Here is a 21,296-nt window from a genome sequence, read left to right as displayed (position 1 = left end):
TGTTCATGCCGCCTTGAACTTCAGGAGGCGCAGCCCATTGACGACAACCAAAAGACTTGCCCCCATGTCAGCGAACACAGCCATCCACATGGTGGCATGCCCTGTGAACGTCAACGCAAGGAACACCGCCTTGATGCCAAGGGCCAGAACGATGTTCTGCGTGAGGATCGCCGCAGTGCTACGCGACAGCCGGATGAAGGCGGGGATCTTGCGCAGGTCGTCGTCCATCAGGGCGACGTCGGCTGTTTCGATCGCGGTGTCGGTGCCGGCCGCGCCCATGGCGAAGCCGATGTCGGCACGGGCGAGCGCGGGCGAATCGTTGATGCCGTCGCCCACCATGCCCACCTGGCCCTCGCCGCCGACCAGGCTTTCGATGGTCTTGAGCTTGTCTTCGGGCAGTTGGTCACCACGGGCTTCAGAGATTCCGACCTGGGCAGCGATGGCCGCGGCCGTGTGCTGGTTGTCCCCCGTCAGCATCAGCGTGCGCACACCCAGCGCCTGCAGGTCGGCCACCGCCTCACGGCTGGTTTCCTTCACGGTGTCGGCCACTGCAAAAATGCCGAGCACGGTCGCATCGTCCATCAGCAGGATCGCTGTCTTGCCTTGGCGCTCCAGGGTCTCCAGCCGAGCCTGGAGCGTCGCTTCGCTCAGGCCCAGCTCCTGGGCGAGCCTGTGGTTGCCCATGTGCAACATGCGCCCGGCGACGCGGCCGCGCACGCCGCGGCCAGGCAGCGCCGCGAAGTCGTCGACCTCGTGCAGCGCGATGCCGTCACGGTTCGCCTTGCGGGCGATGGCCTGAGACACAGGATGGTCCGAGCGTGCCGCGAGGCTTGCGGCCCAGGCGGCAACTTCCTGCGCCTCGCCGATCAGCGGCACGAAGTCGGTCTGCTCGGGCTTGCCATGTGTGAGTGTGCCGGTCTTGTCCAGGGCCAACGCCTTGAGCTTGCGCCCGCCCTCCAGGTAGACGCCACCCTTGATCAGGATGCCGCGTCGGGCGGCAGCGGCCAAGCCGCTGACGATGGTGACCGGCGTGGAGATGACCAGAGCGCAGGGGCAGGCGATCACCAGCAGTACCAGGGCCTTGTAGACCCAGTCAAACCATGCGCCGCCGAAGGCGAGCGGCGGCACGACGGCAACCAGCACGGACACCGCGAACACCGCCGGCGTGTAGACGCGGGCGAACTGGTCGACGAAGCGCTGCGTGGGCGCACGGCTGCCCTGCGCGGACTCCACGGCATGGATGATGCGCGCGAGCGTCGAGTCGCTGGCGCCTGCGGTCACCTTGTATTCGAAAGAGCCGGTCTCATTGATGGTTCCGGCGAAGACCTGGTCACCTTCGGCCTTCTCGACGGGCAGGCTCTCGCCGGTGATGGGCGCCTGGTTGATGGCCGATCGACCCGAGGTGATCAGGCCGTCCAGTGCGATGCGCTCGCCAGGACGCACGCGGACCACCGCGCCCTTTGCGACCTCCTTGGCCGGCAGCTCTGTCCATGAGCCATCGGCCTGCCGCACGGTCGCGGTCTCGGGCGCCAAGTCCATCAGCCCCCGAATGGCGTTGCGGGCGCGGTCCAGCGACTTCGCCTCGATCACTTCCGCCAACGCGAACAGGAACATGACCATGGCGGCCTCCGGCCAGTGGCCGATCGCCATGCCGCCGGTGACCGCGATGGCCATCAGGGCGTTCATGTTCAGGTTGAGGTTCTTCAGCGCGATCCAGCCCTTCTTGTAGGTGCTGAGGCCGCCGGTGAAGATCGAAACCAGTGCCAGCACGATCACGGCCCAATGATTGCCGTCGTTGACCCAGTACACGCCTTCGGCGGCCACCGCCGCAACGCCCGAAACCGCCATCGGCCACCAATTGGTCTTGTGCGCGGCCACCGGGGCATCGCGCGGCTCATCAGTCCTCTGGACCTCGGCTTCCATGCCCAGCGATTCGATGGCTTCGACTGCCGGCTTGATCGCGTCGGGTGTGTGCCGAACCGTGAGCGTGCGCTGCATCAGGTTGAAATCCATTCCCTGCACGCCCGGCATGCCTTGCAGCTTGCCGCGGATCAGACTTTCCTCGGTCGGACAGTCCATCTTCGCGATGCGAAGTACCGTGGTGGCTGTCTGCATGTCCTGCCGCGCAGCCTGCATTCCAATGGAAGCAAGCGCCTTCTCGATCGGCGCTGAGGTCGCCAGCGTGTGCTGGACTCCCAGCACACGCTGCATCAGATTGAAGTCGAGCGCGGTCACACCCGGCAGCTTGCCCAGCCGGTCGCGGATCAGCGCTTCTTCCGTCGGGCAATCCATGTTCTCGATCCGGTACGTCACCCGCTCGCCGATCGGCGGCGCGGAAACGGCAGCGGTTGGTTGCTGCTGCAGGGCCGAGGATGGGATCACAGCCGCGGCTTCGATCGGCCCCGTGTGGCCGAAGGTCTGCTCCTTGGCGCGCATGCCGATCGAGGCCAGGACCTGCTCCATCTGCGCGCGTGCCTGAGCGAGGTGTTTCACCGACAGGGTGCGCTCAGCGAGGTCGAAGTCGAGGTCCTGAATTCCCTCGACTGCCCCGAGGTGCGAGCGGATGAGTTTCTCCTCGCTCGGGCAGTCCATGTTCTCGATGCGGTAGGTGGTCGACACGGCGGCGTCTCGGACAGCCTGAGCCTTCATGCCCACCGAATTCAGCGCTTGCTCCAAGGCATCGGCCGAGACTTCGCGGTGCGAAATGGTCAACAAACGCTGCGGAAGATCGAACAGGAGCCGCTCGACACCGGGCATGCCCTCCAGCGTTCGCCGCACCAGTGCTTCCTCATTGCGGCAATCCATGTTGCTCACGTGGAAAACGGTGGTTTCAGTGCTGGCCTGCTCACTGGCGCACGCCGTCTGTTGGCCATTGCCGCCGGAGCAGGCGCATGGGCTGGAAGGTTCTTTGTTCATAGATCGCTCTTCATTGACAAGGTTTTCCCCGGATGCCATCATTAGAAAACCTCTAGTAGATATAGAGTCAAGTTTTTTATAGGAAGCAACCATGATGCGGATCGGTGAACTGGGCAAGAAGGCAGATTGCTTGGTGCAGACCGTGCGCTTTTACGAGTCAGAAGGCTTGCTGCCCGAGCCTGCACGTAGCGAGGGCAACTTCAGGCTCTATGACGAAGTCCATTTGCAGCGCTTGCTGTTCATCCGCCGCTGCCGGGCGAAGGACATGACGCTGGATGAGATCCGTCAACTGCTGAACTTACGGGATCGGCCAGAGTTGGGCTGCGGCGAGGTGAACGCGCTGGTCGACGCTCATATCGCGCAAGTGCGGACCAAGATGAAGGAATTGCGCGCCTTGGAGCGCGAGTTAATGGATCTGCGACGCTCCTGCGATAGCGCCCGAACCTCGCGCGAGTGCGGCATTCTCAACAGCTTGGCCGAGCCCGCCTGAAGCTCGAGCGTGTCATCGGTGCTGGAAGTGATCGGGTCCAGTTCTGAGAGCCACGTGCCGCGCTCCATCATGCGAAAGCGCGCGATTCTGACGTTTTGAGACGGCGTGCGACCGAGGGCGTGGCCCACAGGAGCCAGCGCGAGCCGGACGACCTGCGCGCCGCAATCTCCGCCACCTTACGGGTTCTCCAGGCCAGACCGAGCATCGCGGCGTGGCTGCGCAGGTGCAGGTGCAGGCCAAGGTAGCAGTGCGCCACGACGCGGCCCGACTCATGGGCACGCCACGCAACTCGCGATCGCTTCGCAAGAAGCCGCAAGGCCCGACTCGCGCAAGAATGCGACGTGGGCAAGATCGTATAGCCAGCAGCGCAAGCGTTTGCCGCTGCTGGCCGGCTCCGGAAGGGATAGACAAGCTGCGGGCCGTAGTCCATTGGAAAGTCCATCTTTCTTGAGTGTCACTCTTTGGCGCCCAGCGTGTGCTTTTGCGACCGGAAAGCGCTGAACAAGTGGCCCCCGGGCATCCAGAAATCGCCGTAGTTGACTTGGGCGTCTTCGTGCTCACGCTTGTGATGCCAGCGATGGGCTTCAGCCACCCCGATCAACAATCCCAACGGCCCGACCCGGTATCCCAGATTGGAGTGCTGGAAGGCCAGATGCACGACCAAGAAGCCGAGCCATGCGCCGACGGCCAACCACAGCTTGGAACGCCGCTACTGGCTCAACGGGGAGTGGAAAGGCCGCCCGCCCTCTAGCAAGGCGGCACAAGCGAGCGCGACGATCACTGTGAGTAGCTCCGTCGGAAAAGACGGCCGGCCGGTCGCGAGCTCGCCGAAGAGCACAACCGCAGTGGCGCCACGGATCAGTGGATAGCAGCCATACCGGATGACAGTCGCAATGAAGGGGGCGCATTGGTGCTCATCTGTTCTGTCCTAAAGCTCTGACTGGATTGGAAAACCTTCTAGCTACGGTAGAGTCAAGGGCGTCCGGGAAGACCCTGTGGCAAGTTCGTTGCATCTGCGCCTTGACTCTCCAGCCGCTACAGGCTTCAGCATCCATCGATTTGGAAGGAACAATGCATGGCTGAAAACCACAGAAATCACGAAAACGACGAGTTGGGCCGCCTAGATGCGAGCGATGCGAAGGACCGAAAGATTCTTCTGACTGTGTTGCTGATCAACCTGACGCAGTCCGCCGCCGGCATTGCCCTTGGCATCTGGGCTGGCTCTACGGCGCTGATGGGCGCCGGGTTGGACAACCTCGCCGATGCGTCGGTCTATGCGGTTAGCCTGTATGCCGTCGGTCGTGCGGCAACGGTCAAGGTGGGCGCGGCCCGCTTGTCGGGTTTCTTGCTAATCGGCCTGGCCGCGCTGCTGCTGTTGGAAGTCCTACGCCGCTTCGCTGGAGGGGAAGAGCCTGTCGGCCCAGCCATGATGGCCATGGCCGCGCTGAACGCGGCTTTGAACCTAGTGTGCCTCAGACTACTGCGCCGCCATCGCGGGGAAGATGTGAACTTCAAGGCGTCAGCGATCTTTACCAGCAACGACTCCATCGTCAATGGTGCGATTGTGCTGTCCGGGGTGCTGGTGATGGGGTTCGGGTCGAACATCCCGGATCTGGTGCTGGGCGTCATCGTGGCCGCAATCGCAGCGAATGGGGGGCGGGAAATCCTGCGCGAAGCATCGGAAACAGCTCGCCGTAAGGCGGGCACATAAGGCATGTTTTCGCCCAGTTCATCCCGAGGTTTACCTCTGCAAAAGAGGTAGTCCAGCCTTTGGGCTACGGCCTCGGCTGCAGCCGAGCGTACCATTGGCGATGGCCGCGCGATAGGCGGGCATGCCGTTCTCGACCTCCGTCTGCCGTACAGCAGCGGTGCGCAAGGTTGAGGGTGCATGTCGTCTCTCCTGTTCGTGTGGCCCAGGCCAATGGCCGGGCCGGGACGTTGATGGGCAGGAGAATGGCGCCGAAGGCCCAACGGCCTTCGGCTCGGGAGAAAAGAGGAACCACCCGTGGGCTGATTGGCAGGCCCGGTCGTCGCTAGAACCGTCTGCTCATCAAGCAATCACACCCGGCCCATGTCGTGGCTGGGGCCGGCATCGTCTGGCGCACATCCGCGCACAAAGGGAGCCCGTTTTTGCACCGGCGGGCACCGGCACCGATTACCGCTGACCACGAAGGGTCTCCCGGTGGCTCGTGCAGCCTGGCAAGCCACCGGGAGACCCTTCGCAGAGGGCGGAAGAAACGCAGATCAACAGAACGCGCGTGGTGCGGCTCGCAGAGAAGCTACCTTCAGGTCCCGCGGCCGGGGACGGCTGGGCGGGACGCGCACACGGATCAAGAAGGCGTTGCGCGCTGGGCGTCCCGCAGGGCATGCGGCGGAGTGCGGGACAGGGGCCACGCCGCCGAAGGCGGGCACGGCTCACGGGGAACGGGGGCGGTCAGGAGCCTTTGCGGCCGCTACGGCGCGGGCGCGAGGCGCCGCGCTTGGAGCTGCCGGATTCGACTGGCAGCGTGCCTTTGCAGTCCGGGTAGCGGCTGCACGACCAGAACGGGCCGCTCTTGCCGCTGCGCTGGCGCGTGGGTGCGCCGCACTGCGGGCATGCCGGCCCTTGGGGAACCTTGATGGACAGGGAGGCGCTGCCGTACTGCGCAATCAACTGCGAAATCCACGCGGCCTGCTTGCCGATGAACACGTCCAGGGTGAGCTGTCCGGCCTCGATCATGTCGAGCGCCTGTTCCCAGACGGCGGTGGTGCCAGGGTCGGCAATCGCCGCAGGCACGGCATCGATCAAAGTGAAAGCCGCATCCGAGGCGCGGATGGCGCGCCCCTTCTTCACGAGGTAGCCGCGAGCGATCAGGCCGCCGATGATGTTGGCCCGCGTCGCTTCGGTGCCGATGCCAACCGTATCCTTGAGCTTCTGCTTCAGGCGGGGATCGGACACCAGCTTGGCGACGCCTTTCATGGACTTGACCAACTCGCCTTGCGTGTACGGTTTGGGCGGCAGCGTCTTGAGTGCCTTGAGATCGACGTCGGCCACCTGGCATGCCAGGCCCTCATACAGTTTCGGCAGCGCGGGCAGCACCTGGGCGCGGACCGCAGTATCGCCCTCGCCATCACCGTCTTCGGCCTGCGGCTCGGCGAGCACCTGGCGCCAACCCGGGATGACAACCTGCTTGCCCGTGGCCGCCAGGTTCTGCCCCCCGCACGAAAACTTGGCCACAGTGCGGTCGAACTCGTGGTGAGGGAGGAACTGCGCCAGGTAATGCGACCGGATGAGCCTGTACACGGCCAGTTCCTTCTCGCTCATGGCGGAGAGCTTCGCCGGTTCGAGCGTCGGGATGATGCCGTGGTGCGCCGTGACCTTGCCATCGTTCCAGGCGCGCGAGCGCTGCGAGCGGTCGAGCTGGCCCATGATCGAGCGCAGCGAGGGATCGGTCTTGAGCAGGCTGTCGAGAACGGTGGGCACTTCGGCAAACATGCTCTCGGGCAGGTAGCCGGAGTCCGAGCGGGGGTACGTCGTGGCCTTGTGCGTCTCGTACAGGGCTTGGGCAATCTCCAAGGTTTCCTGCACGTCCAGCCCAAGCTGCTTGGAACACACTTCCTGCAAGGTGCCCAGGTCGAACGGCAGCGGCGGGCCTTCGCGGACACGCTCAGTCTCCACCGACACGACGTGGGCACTGCCCGCAGCGCGGATCTGCTGCATGGTCTGCTGTGCGACCGGCTGCCGCAGGCAGCGGCCTGCGTCGTCGGTGCACGCATCGGGTGGAACCCATTGCGCGGCGAAAGTCGAACCGCCTGCGAACAGGGACACGGCGATGGCCCAGTATGGTACGGACACGAAGCGCGCGATCTCGCGGTCGCGGTCCACAACGAGCTTGAGCGTCGGGGTCTGTACGCGGCCGACCGACAGCACGCCGTCGTAACCCGCCTGTCGCCCCAGCACCGTGAACAGCCGGCTCAGGTTCATGCCCACGAGCCAATCCGCACGGGAGCGCGCCAGCGCCGAGTGGTACATCGAAAGCGTCTCGGCCGAAGGCCGCAGCTTGCCCAGTGCCGCCCGAATGGACGCATCGTTGAGCGCCGACAGCCACAGGCGTTCGATGGGGCCGCGGTAGCCGCAAAGCTCCACGATCTCGCGGGCGATCAATTCGCCCTCGCGGTCGGCATCGGTGGCGATAACCAGGTGAGTCGCCTTCGCCAAGAGCGCCTTGACGACCTTGAATTGCGTGGCGGTCTTCGGTTTGACCTCGACCCGCCAGTGCTGGGGAATGATGGGCAACTGCTCAACGGACCATCGTTTGAGCTGCTCGTCGTAGGCCTCGGGCGGCGCCGCCTCCACGAGATGGCCGATGCACCAGGTGACCGTGACGCCGGAACCGTTGAGGCAGCCTTCACCGCGCTGCGTGGCGCCGAGAATCCGGCCAATGTCTTTGCCCTGGGAGGGCTTCTCGCACAAGAACAGCCGCATATCCGTCCATCCCGATTCCTGTTGTTCATGGAGTTGCTGGGATCGAGGATGCCGAGCGCAGCCCCTGGCAGCAGCAAACAAGCCGCATGCGGCAGCGACCGCTTTCACGCCGATGAAATGGCGAGTGCGGGGAAGGTGCGTGGCCGGAAGTGTGCGGGCCGAGAGCCGCGATTTCCGGGAGCGCGCGTGGAACTCGGTGGACGTTGGTGGAGCTATCCCCTGGGGATAATTCGCAGCGCATGGAGGGCGGCGAAGCACTGCGGCAGCCGCCCTCCATGCCCGATCACTTCCTGCGCTTGGTCTCTTTCGGCGCCGTCGATTCCTGGGTGGCCTGGGGCTTCGGCTCTGCCTCCTGTGGCTTCGGGCTGAGGGCCACAGACTCGATGCGGTACGGCAGGATGCCGACACTGCGCGCGTTGACCTGCCAAGTCTCACGCGGCTGATCTTCGTTGTCCGTCCAGGGGTCGCGCTCCATGCGGCCGACGACCAGCACCCGCATGCCCTTCTGGTAGAGCTGCTGCCAGCGGTCGGCGTCGTGGTGCCAGAGTTCCACCGGCGCCCAGAAGCCGCCGCGGTCCTCGAACTCGCCGCCCTTGGTGGGGACGGGGTTGTCGAAGTACACGTTCAGCCGGAGCAACCGGCGAGGATCGTCGTTGCCATTGGGGAATTCGCGGTACTCGGGAGGCGATCCGATGTTGCCCTCGCCGATGAATTGTGTGCTCATGTTGGAATCTCCGTGGTGGTTGAAATACCCGTGCCTCGTTGGGCTCGGGCGCGTGCTCGGATGGCAGGCGCAATCACCGATCGCGCACTGCGGCAGGAACGGACGCGAGCCGGCGCAGGTAGGTGTTGTCCGCCTGCGCGGCCTTGCTGGCGCATTCCTGTGCTTGCCTGCCCAGGGTGTGCAGCAGGCTGATCTGCATGTTCAGCATGACGCGCTGCAGTTCGATCTCGTGCAGGTCGTGCAGCAGGTTGACCGGCGTGCTGGGGCTCGCCATCAGCTCCTGCCACAACGCCACGCCCATGGCCGATCGATCGTGCTTGCGCCAGCGAAGAAAGGTCGTGCCTGCGCCAGTGGTCTGCTGGGCCAGCTCGACGGGAAGCAGGTGGAAGGGATGCCCGCACGCCTGTGGCAGCACCTGTCGCTGCGCCAGGGCAATCAACTCGTCGCGCATGGCGAAGCACTGGCTGGCCCAGGCCTCGAAGTCCCCTTTACCTTTAAAAGGCTTTAAAAGGCCTTTTAGAGAGGCCGCGTGTTCCAGCCGCATGAAGGCTGGCTGTTCCAGACCACGGAAGTAGCGAGGTTCGCGGTTCGGGTCGCTCATGCCTGTTCGTCCTCGCCGGTGCTGGCCTCGGCCGGATCGGCGGCAGTGCCTTCGTCGCTGGGAGGTGCGGCTGCGGCAGCGCTATCACTGCGCTGTTGCAGGCCGCGGCGCACGACGGGCGGCGCAAACTTCGAGCGGCGAGCGCCTTCGAGCACGTCCTGCGGCAAGTCGCCGAACTTCTCCAGCGCCGCCCGCGCTGCGGCGTTCTTGGCCGCGAAGTCGTCGCGGGTGCATCCCGAGTAGCGGTACTGCTGGGCCAGGCTGAACAGGCTGCGCAGCGTGTGAGCGCCTTCGTTGAGCCACCGCTCCAATGTCGAGCGATCGATCAGCGCGGTGTGATGGGCGAGGATCAGCTTGCGGGCGATGTCGTCATAGTCGGCCAGGAGATAGACCGCGGCAAAGCCGAGCTGCGCGTTCACGAACAAGGGGAGCTTCACCGGTTGCACGTTGAGGTTCTCGCCCAGGCTCAACGCCGCTGGCACGCCGGCCAATGCCTGGTCCACCTGCTCGCGCAGCGATTGCAACGTGGTCTTGGCCTGGTCGAGCTTTTCCTCGATGCGCAACATCCACCAGTCGCTGTACGGGTCATCCTGTTCCGAGCCGCGCTTCATCTTGTTCATCACGGCGATGTAGCCGTTCAGGCCGACGATGCCGGGTCGCCCCTCGGCGGCGGCGCGGCCATGCCAGATGCGCGATGCGTGGTGGGTGTGAAGCGTCAGCGACATCGCGCTGCGCAAAGAGCCGAGATTGAGTTGCAGAGGTTCGTTGGTTGCCATGGTGTCCGCTCGCTTGGGAAAAGGAGCGGTCAGGATCGGCATGCAGCGGAAGGCAGTCAGTCAACAAACCGAAATGAACTGGTCCCCGGTTGTCGTGGTGGTGGCGGCCCGCAATGCGAGCTATCCCCAGGGGATAGCTCCATCAAACGCCACAGAGCGCTGCTCGCGCAGATGGTGGGTGCGCTCAGGAACCGGACGCCACTGCAGCACCGTGGACAGAAGCACCCAGCCTGTGTCTTTCGGTGTTACGCCTTGCATCACATCTATCCCCAGGGGATAGCTCTACTGACGGCCACGGGCGTCTGCTTCACGCCCTTGTCGCTCGTCGCGCTCAGCTACTGCGCAGAAGGTCGCGCAGCCGGTCGATGTGCTGCCGGGCTACCTCGGGCGGAACTACATTGCGCGGTGGCTCAGGCGGTGCATCTCGTGCAGGGGCAGGTGGCGGTGCTGACCCAGCTTGCCTGGCCCATGCGTTGAACTCGCCACGGATGGCACGTTGGATGATGCCGAACAGGTAGCCTGCCGGGTTGCGGATGGTGCTGCCACGACAGCGATCCGCCCATTCGTCGTCCAGCACGGCCTGGCGTAGCGGGGCATCGACCTGCTGCAATGCCACCATGGCGCCGGCCTGCTGTTCATCTTTCAAGCCGAGAAAGCGATCAGGCAGACGAACTCCCGGCATCGCGCGCGCCTGCCCACGCTCACGCGCGGTAGTACGTACTTCATTAATACGACTACTACGTACAGTACGGTCCTGTTTCGGATTCCGAAGAGCGCCGTCTGCTGCGTGTTTTGGCCCTGCTTCGGAATCCGAAGAGGGCCGATCAGAATTCCGAAGAAGGCTCGGCGCCCCTTCTTCGGAATCGTGAACCGTGTCCTCCTGTGGATAACTCTCCTGCGACCCAATGCCTTGGCTTGCGAGGCGTTCGGCAAGGACCTGCAGCCGCGAGGGCAGCATGCGGCCAGACAGCAGCGGGTCTTCGGCGATCTCATTGAGCGTGTGCAAGCCCACGACCTGAACGGCCCTGGCCGAATGGCCCAGGGCTTGGCTGACGAGCTGCAGGTAGTCCGGGTCGAGCTGCATCGCCTCGAACGGGGTCAGGGGCTCATCGTGCAGGACGTAGAGGTTGCCGAGGATGCGCCCGGTCTTGGGGTCGCGCCTGCGGCGCACGAGACTCAACCAGCGCGTCAGGCGCAACAGCGTCAGCGCCCGTGCCACGGTCTCGTGGGAGGCCTGTCCGGCGCAGGGCATTGACGCGAGCCACGGGCGAAGTTGCTCATACGTCGGAAACGCCGTGACGCCATCCTCGTTGAGCATCATCCGGAAGACTTGCCAGGCATTGCGTTCCAGCGGCGTCAGGCGTCGGTCGAGGAACAGCCGTCGCGGCACGCTCTCGTGCCGATTTCCACTGAACAGGAAACCGTCGCCGGTTGCAGACACAGGAGACGTCGCGGATGCGAAGGCGGGAGCCGGTGCTAGTGGGCGAGGTTTCGGTGCAAGGTCTTTCAGCGCGCTGTCGAACAGATCAGCGAGGGCGACCGGACCTTGGCGTGGTGCTCGTGGTGCAGCGTCGTCCACGGCCATGATTCAACCCAGTCCCTGATCGATCCAGTTCTTGATCGCAGCCCAGACCACCGACAGCGGCAGCTCCATGCCTTCGGCGAGGTCCATTGCCGCATCAAGAACCGAGGTCTCATCCTCCAGCTCGACGTTCCTGCTGCTGGTCACGACCTTCCAGCGCCGCCACAGCTCGGTGTCCTGCTCCTCGTCCAGAACCGGATGGCGCCCCTTGCGTTTGGGCAGGCCGAGAACTTCGCGCCGAAGTGCGACTTCCTGATGTGTCAGCCCGTAGAAGCGGCTCACCATTTCGGTACTGGCACCCAGGCGCAGCATGCGATCGACGGTGGCGATCTCCTTCTCCACGTCCTGCGCCTGTTTGAGCAATCGCCGGAGCACTTCCCGGTTCACCGAGACAGAGCACCAGGAGACGTTGGCATTGGCCAGCACGCTGATCAGCGCCGGATGCTTGAGCGCATCCAGCTCTTCCTCGCCGAACCCCATCGCCTTGCAGCGACGCAGTTGCCCGTTTCGTAGGTCGTAGAGTGCCTGCGCGATGACGGCCTGGTTGAGTGGGTTCGGTGCGGACATGCAGGCCTCCCTCGCTCAGATCCCAGAACCGACAGCGCCGGCTTCCAGATCCAGCAGGCGCCGGGCCAGCCGCAGCAGACGAAACAGCTTGACCAGCGCGGTGTCGCTCAATCGCCGGGCCCCGCCGTCACGACGTTGACCCTGGCCGTGCAACAGCGCTGGCAGGTCTGTGATGAGTTGCCCGCTGTCCAAGCCGACGCCGGCTGGCTGCTGACCGGCCAGGGAAACCAGTAGTGCGAGCACGGCGCGTGCGAGCGGCGACGAAGCCTGGGCTGGGGCACGACACGTGAACCCGATGCCATCAGAACGATCCTCGACACACGCGTCCAGGTCGGCCTCGCCCGCGATCTCGCGCGCGAACTGCGCGATGTGGATGCGCAGGCGGTCGGGTGTGTCGAGGCCAGGGTCGATATACCAGATGTCCGAGATGGGATAGAGGCCACCGGCCTGCACGGGAATCGACTGCAAGACGTTGGCCGAGAAGTCGGGCGGCAGCGCATCGCCCAACTGGTCGGCGACCATGCGCTGGATGGACTGGAGCCGCTCCGTCGTGGGTGCCGGAGAGATGATGTGCTCGTCAAGCAGACCGCCATTCGCTGCCGCAGGGCTGGCTGCGGATGCCTCGCTCGGGGCCCCATCGTCCCGGGGCCTTGTCGGCGCGTCGGCAGAGTGGCCCGCAGAAGGTGCAGTTGTAGTGGGGGGCGGTGCCGGTTCGATCGGCGGCCGTGCGATGGCCCCAGGCTCGGGCAATGCCGGCGGCGCCGATGGCGGGGTTGGGTCGCTGACCAGGGCGCGGTGGCGGCTCTCGGATTCGGTCAGGTCCAAGGCGAGCACGTCGTAGTCGATGCCCAGCAGCTCGGACATCTGACCGATCAACTCGTCCTGCACACGCGGCGGCGAGAACTCGTCGGGCTGGACATCAAATTGCGACAGCGCCTCCAGAAAGAAGCTGTCGAAGTCCAGCGGCAGGGAGCGGCCTTTGGCATAGTGCTCCCACGTGCGTTCGCTGGCTTTGCGCATGACCGACAGCCGCTCGACCTGGTGGCGGCCGAGGCCCCCGTATAGGACGGTCGGGATCGCGGGCAGCAGGTAGCGCACCGCGTCAGCCATGCGGCTGATGTGCGACTGCTGGACTGGGAAGCCGTCGGCGGCCAGGCGGCGGGCCAGCTCGGACTGGCTCAGGGTGGTGCCGCTTTCAGCCTCATAGAACTCGCGGGCTTTCTCGACGCCCAGGGCGCGCTCGATGAACGTGAGGCCGCCGCGTAGTTCGTTCTCGGCGAGGTGCCCGGTCAGGGCGACGATCTCTCCGCGCGCAGGCCACGGCCGGAACAGGCACGATATGCGGAAGAAGCGTTCGTCCTTGGTCTCCGCCCAGAGTTCACGCAGGATCGCCAGCCTGGTGTTGCCGCCGTTGCGGATGATGTAGTGCGCCTCGCCAGGACGGCGTGTGATCGCTGGCGCCGCGTCCAGGCCGCGCTCTCGGATGGAGGCCTTGATTTCATCGTAGGCCGAGTTGCGCTTTTTGCGGGGGTCGTGGTCGTAGGGCCGCAACTGGTCCAGCGTCACGACCATCGGCGTGTCGGCGATCGGGTCGCTCAAGGCCGTGGCCGATGGCCCACTGCGCTCGAACCCGGCGGCAAGCAGCTTGCCGGCCATGTCCTGGGAGGTCATCTCAGCCATGACCACATCCCTCGGCGTTGACGGCCCGGGCCATGCGGGCCTCGCGCTCGGCGCGGCGGATCTGTGCACGGGCGTTGAGATCCGCCCGGTAGTCGCTCGCTGTTGAGCTGGTGTAGATGGCGGCGCAGCCGGCCTTGGTGAACTTGAGGTGTCCGCCCCGTGTGCGCTTGACGTGCCAGCCTTCGCTCACCGCAAACTCAATCAGGGCGCGCAGCCGTTTGTGGCCGCGGGCCAGTTCATGTGCGTTCGCCATGTGACCTCCCGGTTTCAATGGAACGAGGAGGACGGCCGGACACGAGGGCAAATCTGTCTTGCCACTGTGGGAACAGTTCGCCGGCGAGCGCGCGCATGGTGTCGAGCGCGGCGGGCGCAACTCTGCCCGGCGGCTGGCGATGCTCGACGCGATGCACCGGCAGGCCGCGGGTTGCGGCGCGCGGATAGGCCTCGATGGCCGGCACGTCGGTGCCCAGCACGCATATGCCGGCATGGTCCTGGAACAGGTCGCGCAGCGCCTGCTGGATCATCCGTGCATTCGCGGACACGGGGTGGACGCGATTGATGAGCAGGTGCAGGGATGGCGGTTCGATGCCGAGGTGCCGGTATGGCGCGATGTCCTCCAGCAACTGCATGGTGCCGCGTCGCAGTTCGCGGGCAGCGAGAATTTCCGGGGTCACGGGCGACAGCGCCAGGTCAGAGGCGAGCACCGCCATCTCCAACAGCACCGAGCGTGCACCCTGGGTGTCGATCAGCACCAGGTCATAAAGCGGCGCCAGCGCCGGCAGCAGGTGCCGCAGTCTCAGGCGTCCGTCTGGCGCGTGCAGTAGCAACGTGTTCAGTTCACCCCGGTGATCGTTCGAGAGCACCAGGTCCAGGCCCGCGATGATGGTGCGGGACACCAACTGATCGAGGGCGCGTTCGTTGAACGCCAGCAACTCATAGATACCGCCGGCAGCGCGGTGTGCCAGCTCGTAATAGGACGACAAGGTCGGCTGCACGTCGAGATCGAGCAGCAGCACACGCAGCCCCGCGTCCGCGGCGAGGCCGCCGAGGTTGGCGGCCGTAGTCGTCTTGCCTACGCCGCCTTTCGTTGAAATTATGGATACGACCTGCATGGCGCTCTCCGTTTGGCGATGGGAAAATCGAGGGGGAGCGGGTCAGGTCCGGTTGTTGAGGCGTTCGGCGATCCACTGGTCGATCTCGACCGAATCCCAGCCCACGGCGCGCACGCCCAGGCGCAACGCCTGCGGAAACTGGCGCTTCTTCATCAGGTTGTAGATGTGGGCGCGTTTGAAGCCGGACTTCGCTTCAACTTCATCGAGCCGCAGGATGCGGCGCTCGTGCGGTGGCAGTACAGGTATTTGCGACATGGCGGTCACTCCTGAACGCTCAGTAGCGTTTGTTGGCGTGACCTCTATTCAATAGACATGGCTGCGGAAAAACATTGCAAATGCAATCTCCGCGACTGCACATACAAGATGGAAGAATTCACGCGGCTGCGCTACGGACATTCTTCCTGGCATTGGCGAACTTGCCGTTCAAGGTTCGCTCCGTGATGCCCATGGTGCCGCCATAGTGGGCGAGCAATGCGGTGACGATGGCCTCCTGCGTCTTGAAGCTGGAGTACGGCACGCCGGATGGGGATTGGCTCAGCATCAGCGTCAGCATGCCGCCGATGATGTTCAGGTATGTAGTTTCCGCCCGATCACTGATCACGCACTGCTTGGGAGCCAGCAGTACGGCGGACTGCTTTAGCAAGACTTCGTGTTGCTGTTGCAGTTCGCGCATCTCGCGTCGGCTATGGTCCAGCGCGGCCTGCAGAGCCAGCCGTTCCAGCAGGATTGCCTGTCCTGTCTCGATGGTGATGAAGGGATGCACCATGCGCTCGCCGCGACTGAACAGAAATCCCGGCCGATGCTCGGGATAGTGGGTGCGCATCCACCGCTTCAGATCGACATGGCGGACGGTCAGATCGAGTGAACTCACCAGATCTGGGTCATTAAGTGTGATCCCGTTCTTGCCGAAGGGTAGTTCGGCGTTGAGGATACCGTCGTAGATGCGTTCCGAGTACAGCCGACACTCGTTCCATCGCGGGCAGTCCAACATCTGCGGCAGACAACGCGGTGATGCGATCGATGCGACGATCACCGCTTCGTACCGCAACAACCCAGCCCACCGTATGGCAGCTTCGATGGGACGATAGAACACCTTTGATAGTGGTGGCTCCTTGTGCATGTTTTCGTCTCCTTTCGGAAGCGCTACATCACCGGCTCCTTCTTGCCCCACCAAGGGGCTGTTTTTTCGTTATGCCTGTGGCTGATGCCTGGGGCGATGCCCTGGAACATGGACGGAAGAGATCATGGCACCCGTCACAGGTGGTTCTCTCTTGCTCGATATGCAAGAATTGACCAGTTGCCGGTCCGTCGAGTAATAAGGAAGAAGCACGCTCGACAATTGCGCTCACGGTGCCAGCGTCATGGGGTGCGTCAAGCACATCAAGACCGATTCGATATGGTCTGATATCCCCACGGTTTCACAAGGCGCAGGGGATTGCATCCGCTGCTCCACGTCCAGAGGGACCTGGAGAAATCCGCGCATGTCATGCTTGTTTCGGCATCCTGATATATCGACATAGCATCTTGCGGCGAAGCATTTTGCTTGGTTCAATCCAACGCACTTTGCGTTCACGCGCCTGCGGTGTGGGCCAAACATGGTCACATCGCATCAGGATGCAGTGCAGTTCTATCGCCCGCTAGGCATCCTGCCTTCCCTTGAACTAGTCCGTGGTGCGAGAAGGCATCCGCCGCTCTTGATAGAAGCATCTTGCTGCCGCGATGACTTTGATGGGCGTGATGCGCGGAACATAGTCCAAGAACTCGACGGCGGTATGCCGCGAAGCCATGAATGACTTGCCCGCTGATTCTTATCCATTAATTCAATAATTGTTGTACTATCGAATCATGAACGAAGATCAAGCCGTTTCCGCCCTGAGCGCCTTGGCGCACACCCAGCGCCTGCGTGTGTTCCGCGCCCTGGTCGTCGCCGGCCCGGAAGGACTCACGCCCAGCGTGCTGGCCGACCAGCTCGACGTGGCCCGCAACACCTTGTCCTTCCATCTGAAGGAACTGGCCCACGCCGGCCTCGTCAGCATCGAGCAGCAAGGCCGCAACCTGATCTATCGCGCCGAATACGACCACATGAACGGCCTGATCGGCTACCTGACCGAGCATTGCTGCCAAGGCGGAGTGTGCGAGGTTTCCGAATCCACCCGCTGCGACTGCTGACGCCATGACCGACACGATCTACAACGCATTGTTCATTTGCACGGGTAATTCCGCCCGCTCCATCCTTGCCGAAGGCATGCTCAACGAGCTGGGCAAGGGCCGCTTCCACGCTTATTCGGCGGGCAGTCACCCCAAGGGCGAGGTTCATCCGCTGGCACTTGCCACGCTGGAGCGGCTGCACCTGCCGACGACCGGCTACCGCAGCAAGAGCTGGGACGAGTTCGTGGCACCGGGTGCGCCGGTGTTCGACTTCATCTTTACAGTTTGCGACAACGCTGCTGGGGAGGCTTGCCCGCTGTGGCCGGGCAAGCCGGTGTCGGCGCATTGGGGCGTCCCTGATCCGGCAGCCGTCGAGGGCACTGAGGAGCAACAGCGCAAAGCGTTCCTCGACGCCGCGATCACGCTGCGCCGACGCATTGAACTGTTCCTGTCGCTGCCGCTCCAGCGCCTGGACGCCATGTCGTTGCAGCGCGAGCTGCGCGACATCGGCCGCCAGTAAGGGCGGCGCGATGACTACAGAAACCGAAGCGGCCGGTCACGCGCCGGCCGCATCTGCCATGAGCAGCTTCGAGCGCTATCTGACCCTGTGGGTGCTGCTGTGCATCGTTGCCGGCATCGCGCTGGGCCAGTTCGCGCCGGGCGCGTTCCAGGCCATTGGCCAGCTGGAAGTCGCCCAGGTCAACCTGCCGGTGGGCTTGCTGATCTGGGTGATGATCGTGCCGATGCTGCTGAAGGTGGACTTCGGCGCACTCGGCCAGGTCAGGCGACACTGGCGCGGCATCGGCGTCACGCTGTTTGTGAACTGGGCGGTCAAGCCGTTTTCGATGGCGCTGCTGGCGTGGATCTTCATCCGCCATGTCTTCGCACAGTGGCTGCCGGCCGGGCAGCTGGACAGCTACATCGCCGGGCTGATCCTGCTGGCCGCCGCGCCCTGCACGGCGATGGTGTTCGTGTGGAGCCGGCTGACCGGCGGCGATCCGGTGTTCACGCTGTCGCAGGTGGCGCTGAACGACACCATCATGGTGTTCGCCTTCGCGCCCGTCGTCGGCCTCCTGCTGGGCCTGTCGTCGATCATCGTGCCATGGGCCACGCTACTGGTGTCGGTCGCGCTCTACATCGTCATTCCTGTCATCCTCGCGCAGCTCTGGCGCCGGGCGCTGCTGCGCCGGGGTCAGGTTGCGTTCGACCGGGCGCTGGAACGTATTGGCCCGCTGTCGATCGCCGCGCTGCTACTGACGCTGGTGCTACTGTTCGCCTTTCAGGGAGAGGCCATTATCCGGCAACCGCTGGTGATCGCCATGCTGGCGGTGCCGATCCTGATCCAGGTGTTCTTCAATTCCGGGCTGGCGTACTGGCTCAACCGCAAGGTAGGCGAGAAGCACAGCATCGCCGGCCCCTCGGCACTGATCGGCGCGAGCAACTTCTTCGAGCTGGCCGTGGCCGCCGCCATCAGTCTGTTCGGCTTCCACTCGGGCGCGGCGCTGGCCACCGTGGTTGGCGTGCTGATCGAGGTGCCGGTGATGCTGCTGGTGGTGCGCGTGGTCAACCGCTCGCGCGGCTGGTACGAGCGCCAAGCGTAATCATGGACAACACCATCCCGCGCTCTCGCGGCTGGCTGATTCCCTCGCTCGGACTGACGCAGATCGTCGCGTGGGGGTCGATGTTCTACGCCTACGGCGTCCTGATGCAGCCCATGCAGGACGAACTCGGCCTGTCCAAGCCCGCCATCGTCGGGGCTTATTCGGTGGCCTTGCTGATCTCGGGACTGCTTTCGACCGCGGCCGGCAGCATCATCGACCGCATCGGTGGACGTCTGCTGATGGGAAGCGGCGCCTTGCTGGCCGCCGTCATGCTCGCGTGCCTCTCGCGGGTACACAACGCGACGGAGCTTTACCTCGTGTGGGCCGGTATCGGCGTGGCCATGAGCGCGACCTTGTACCAGCCGGCCTTCGCGGTCATCACGCAGGTCCATGGCAGCAACTATCGCCGGGCGATCACGCACCTGACGTTGTTCGGCGGTTTCGCCAGCACGGTATTCTGGCCGCTGACGCAAACGCTGTTGCAACACGTCGGCTGGCGCGAGGTCTGGTTGATCTATGCGGCCGCGAACCTGCTGATCTGCCTGCCCATCCATGCCAGCCTGCCAAAGGGACGCGGCCCGGCACACGGCACACCCCCAGCGCGGACGGAAACCCGATCCCGCAATCTCACCGCGGTCATGCGCGAACCGGTGTTCTATCTCGTCACGGCGGCTGTGACGCTGAATGCACTGGTGTTCGCGGCGATGTCGCTGCACATGATCCCAGTCTTGCAGGCACATGGCATCTCTGCCGCAAATGCGGCCTGGGTCGGTGCGCTGATCGGGCCAATGCAGGTACTCGGCCGTGTGGTGCAAGCCACGGTCGGCAAGCGGGCCAGCACGCGCCAGGTCGGCATGGCGGCCATCAGTCTGCTGCCGCTGTCATTGCTCCTGCTCTTTGCTTCCGAGCAGTGGCTGCCGGTGTATGTCGTGTTTGCCGCGCTCTACGGCATCGGCAATGGCGTCATGACGATCGTACGAGGCGCCTTGCCCGCCGAGCTGTACGGTCGGGCCGCTTATGGCGCCATCAGCGGCGCGATGGCGACACCCGTGCAGATCGCAGTGGCCGCCGGCCCCTTCGTGGCCTCGCTGCTGTATTCCGCCGGCAACGGCTATCCCGGCACGCTGCTGGCCCTGACCGGCATCAGCGCGGCGGGCGCGATCCTGTTCGGCTATGTGATCAGGCATCTGCGCCAGCAATCCATGCTTCTCTCGAACGAAGGCACCTCGACATGAGCCACATCACGATCTACCACAATCCCGATTGCGGCACGTCACGCAACGTCCTCAGCCTGATTCGCAACAGCGGCGAGGAACCGGCTGTCATCGAATATCTGAAGACACCGCCCGACCGCGACATGCTGAAGGCGCTGATCGCCGCGATGGGCATCCCGGTACGCGCGGTGCTGCGCGAGAAAGGCACGCCGTATGCGGAACTCGGCCTGGGAGATCAGAAGTGGAGCGACGAGCAATTGATCGACTTCATGCTCCAACATCCGATCCTCATCAACCGACCTATCGTGGTCACGCCGCTGGGCACGCGCCTGTGCCGCCCGTCGGAAACAGTGCTCGACATCCTGCCGCAACCGCAGCGCGGCGCGTTCAACAAGGAAGACGGCGAGCCGGTAGTGGATGTGGAGGGCCGTCGTGTCTGAATCCCGTCTCGACCTGCCGAACATCGACGCCGCATTGCTCCAGCCGCCGGACATGGAACGGCTACTGGCACCCGAACGTTCCACCCATGCGCCACGCTTCCTGCTGCTCTACGGCTCGCTGCGCGAACGCTCGTTTAGCCGACTGGCCGCCGAAGAGGCAGCCCGCGTGCTGCGGGCGTTGGGCGGCGAGACGCGGCTGTTCAACCCGTCGGGCCTGCCGCTGGTGGATGACGCGACCGAGGATCATCCCAAGGTCAGGGAACTGCGCGAACTCGCGCAGTGGGCCGAGGGTATGGTGTGGAGTTCGCCGGAGCGCCATGGCGCGATGTCCGGCCTGATGAAAACGCAGATCGACTGGATTCCGCTGTCAGTCGGCGCGGTGCGTCCGACTCAGGGCAAGACGCTGGCAGTGATGCAGGTGTCGGGCGGCTCGCAATCTTTCAATGCTGTCAATCAGATGCGCGTGCTGGGCCGCTGGATGCGGATGCTGACCGTCCCCAACCAGTCCTCGGTCGCCAAGGCGTATCAAGAATTCGATGAAGCGGGACGCATGAAACCGTCGGCCTACTACGACCGCATTGTGGACGTGATGGAGGAACTGATGAAGTTCACGCTGCTCACGCGCGATGCGTCGCCGTATCTGGTGGACAGGTATAGCGAGCGCAAGGAAAGCGCCGAGGCGTTGACCAAGCGCATGCAGCAGGCGGTAATCTGATAACCCCTGATTCCATTCGCCTATCGCCGCACGACGGCCTTGGCCACTGGAGGCCCCATTGCATCGCGACAGCATCGTAGGGCGGTGCGACTGCGAAAAGAGCAGTCCTTGGACTTCAATGGAAGTCGTTGGATGAACTTTGTTGCCGAGGGCGAAAAACAAGGCTATAATTGAGTTCTTCACTGATCACCACAGTGAAGAAAGTGATTGGGAAACAGAGACTTAGCGCTCTAGTGCATGACTCGTTTCCCGCTCCAAATTCGAT

General features: G+C 64.1%; 22 protein-coding genes. 8 read left to right on the top strand and 14 right to left on the bottom strand.

Annotated elements, in window-relative coordinates; translation table 11 throughout:
- Positions 1–3: 3 nt before the first annotated feature.
- Entirely contained in the window at positions 4–2,916 is a 2,913-nt protein-coding gene (locus AB5975_28715) for a heavy metal translocating P-type ATPase (protein ID XDR20353.1), read from the bottom strand.
- 91 nt (positions 2,917–3,007) lie between these two features.
- Here AB5975_28715 and cadR point away from each other — a divergent pair, with 91 nt between their 5' ends.
- Positions 3,008–3,406 carry a Cd(II)/Pb(II)-responsive transcriptional regulator gene (gene cadR, locus AB5975_28710; protein ID XDR20352.1) on the top strand — a complete coding sequence of 133 codons (399 nt, stop codon included), beginning with the start codon at positions 3,008–3,010 and terminating at the stop codon, positions 3,404–3,406.
- A 67-nt stretch (positions 3,407–3,473) separates the two neighbouring features.
- On the opposite strand, the gene AB5975_28705 is transcribed toward cadR, so the two are convergent.
- Positions 3,474–3,836, bottom strand: coding sequence for a DUF3703 domain-containing protein (locus tag AB5975_28705; GenBank protein XDR20351.1), 363 nt, complete (start codon positions 3,834–3,836; stop codon positions 3,474–3,476).
- A 24-nt stretch (positions 3,837–3,860) separates the two neighbouring features.
- The gene (locus AB5975_28700; GenBank protein XDR23052.1) at positions 3,861–4,064 is read right to left on the bottom strand and encodes a sterol desaturase; all 204 of its coding nucleotides are present in this window, start codon (positions 4,062–4,064) and stop codon (positions 3,861–3,863) included.
- A gap of 417 nt (positions 4,065–4,481) precedes the next feature.
- On the opposite strand from AB5975_28700, the gene AB5975_28695 reads away from it, so the two are divergent.
- Entirely contained in the window at positions 4,482–5,117 is a 636-nt protein-coding gene (locus AB5975_28695; protein ID XDR20350.1) for a cation transporter, read from the top strand.
- 723 nt (positions 5,118–5,840) lie between these two features.
- Here the strand turns inward: AB5975_28695 and AB5975_28690 are convergent.
- The 11 genes from AB5975_28690 to AB5975_28640 all read right to left on the bottom strand — a co-directional run bounded on the left by AB5975_28690 (position 5,841) and on the right by AB5975_28640 (position 16,033).
- Positions 5,841–7,871, bottom strand: a complete 2,031-nt coding sequence (locus AB5975_28690; GenBank protein ID XDR20349.1) for a DNA topoisomerase III — start codon at positions 7,869–7,871, stop codon at positions 5,841–5,843.
- 283 nt (positions 7,872–8,154) lie between these two features.
- Positions 8,155–8,595, bottom strand: coding sequence for a single-stranded DNA-binding protein (locus AB5975_28685; GenBank protein XDR20348.1), 441 nt, complete (start codon positions 8,593–8,595; stop codon positions 8,155–8,157).
- 73 nt (positions 8,596–8,668) lie between these two features.
- The gene (locus AB5975_28680; protein ID XDR20347.1) at positions 8,669–9,196 is read right to left on the bottom strand and encodes a DUF3158 family protein; all 528 of its coding nucleotides are present in this window, start codon (positions 9,194–9,196) and stop codon (positions 8,669–8,671) included.
- Positions 9,193–9,972 (bottom strand): PFL_4669 family integrating conjugative element protein, encoded by a 780-nt coding sequence (locus AB5975_28675; GenBank protein XDR20346.1) that lies wholly within the window; start codon positions 9,970–9,972, stop codon positions 9,193–9,195. Before AB5975_28675 ends, AB5975_28680 begins: the two co-directional genes overlap by 4 nt.
- Positions 9,973–10,303: 331 nt before the next feature.
- Positions 10,304–11,557, bottom strand: a complete 1,254-nt coding sequence (locus AB5975_28670; protein XDR20345.1) for an STY4528 family pathogenicity island replication protein — start codon at positions 11,555–11,557, stop codon at positions 10,304–10,306.
- A 3-nt stretch (positions 11,558–11,560) separates the two neighbouring features.
- Complete coding sequence (locus tag AB5975_28665) at positions 11,561–12,121, bottom strand: DUF2857 domain-containing protein (GenBank protein ID XDR20344.1); 561 nt, start codon at positions 12,119–12,121, stop codon at positions 11,561–11,563.
- 15 nt (positions 12,122–12,136) lie between these two features.
- On the bottom strand, positions 12,137–13,801 hold the full coding sequence (locus tag AB5975_28660) for a ParB family protein (protein ID XDR20343.1): 1,665 nt from the start codon (positions 13,799–13,801) through the stop codon (positions 12,137–12,139).
- Positions 13,794–14,054: a hypothetical protein gene (locus AB5975_28655; protein XDR20342.1), complete on the bottom strand. Its 261-nt coding sequence runs from the start codon at positions 14,052–14,054 to the stop codon at positions 13,794–13,796. Before AB5975_28655 ends, AB5975_28660 begins: the two co-directional genes overlap by 8 nt.
- On the bottom strand, positions 14,038–14,913 hold the full coding sequence (locus AB5975_28650) for a ParA family protein (protein XDR20341.1): 876 nt from the start codon (positions 14,911–14,913) through the stop codon (positions 14,038–14,040). Before AB5975_28650 ends, AB5975_28655 begins: the two co-directional genes overlap by 17 nt.
- 42 nt (positions 14,914–14,955) lie before the next feature.
- The gene (locus AB5975_28645; protein XDR20340.1) at positions 14,956–15,168 is read right to left on the bottom strand and encodes an AlpA family transcriptional regulator; all 213 of its coding nucleotides are present in this window, start codon (positions 15,166–15,168) and stop codon (positions 14,956–14,958) included.
- A 118-nt stretch (positions 15,169–15,286) separates the two neighbouring features.
- Positions 15,287–16,033 (bottom strand): hypothetical protein, encoded by a 747-nt coding sequence (locus AB5975_28640; GenBank protein XDR20339.1) that lies wholly within the window; start codon positions 16,031–16,033, stop codon positions 15,287–15,289.
- Between the two features lie 725 nt (positions 16,034–16,758).
- Here AB5975_28640 and AB5975_28635 point away from each other — a divergent pair.
- Genes AB5975_28635 through arsH form a run of 6 tightly spaced genes read left to right on the top strand, consistent with a single transcriptional unit; the run spans position 16,759 to position 21,031 of the window.
- The gene (locus tag AB5975_28635) at positions 16,759–17,082 is read left to right on the top strand and encodes an ArsR/SmtB family transcription factor (protein ID XDR20338.1); all 324 of its coding nucleotides are present in this window, start codon (positions 16,759–16,761) and stop codon (positions 17,080–17,082) included.
- Positions 17,083–17,086: 4 nt separating this feature from the next.
- On the top strand, positions 17,087–17,581 hold the full coding sequence (locus tag AB5975_28630; GenBank protein XDR20337.1) for an arsenate reductase ArsC: 495 nt from the start codon (positions 17,087–17,089) through the stop codon (positions 17,579–17,581).
- 10 nt (positions 17,582–17,591) lie between these two features.
- Positions 17,592–18,662, top strand: coding sequence for an ACR3 family arsenite efflux transporter (gene arsB, locus AB5975_28625; protein ID XDR20336.1), 1,071 nt, complete (start codon positions 17,592–17,594; stop codon positions 18,660–18,662).
- Between the two features lie 2 nt (positions 18,663–18,664).
- Positions 18,665–19,897 carry an MFS transporter gene (locus AB5975_28620; GenBank protein ID XDR20335.1) on the top strand — a complete coding sequence of 411 codons (1,233 nt, stop codon included), beginning with the start codon at positions 18,665–18,667 and terminating at the stop codon, positions 19,895–19,897.
- Positions 19,894–20,316, top strand: a complete 423-nt coding sequence (arsC, locus tag AB5975_28615) for an arsenate reductase (glutaredoxin) (GenBank protein ID XDR20334.1) — start codon at positions 19,894–19,896, stop codon at positions 20,314–20,316. Before AB5975_28620 ends, arsC begins: the two co-directional genes overlap by 4 nt.
- Positions 20,309–21,031, top strand: coding sequence for an arsenical resistance protein ArsH (gene arsH / locus AB5975_28610; protein XDR20333.1), 723 nt, complete (start codon positions 20,309–20,311; stop codon positions 21,029–21,031). Before arsC ends, arsH begins: the two co-directional genes overlap by 8 nt.
- The last annotated feature ends 265 nt before the right edge of the window (positions 21,032–21,296 follow it).

Origin of the sequence: Pseudomonas putida (genome assembly GCA_041071465.1) — a bacterium.
Taxonomy (GTDB): Bacteria; Pseudomonadota; Gammaproteobacteria; order Pseudomonadales; family Pseudomonadaceae; genus Aquipseudomonas; species Aquipseudomonas putida_P.
The sequence above is the reverse complement of the archived record's forward strand: the minus strand, read 5'-3'. Positions and strand labels throughout refer to the sequence as shown.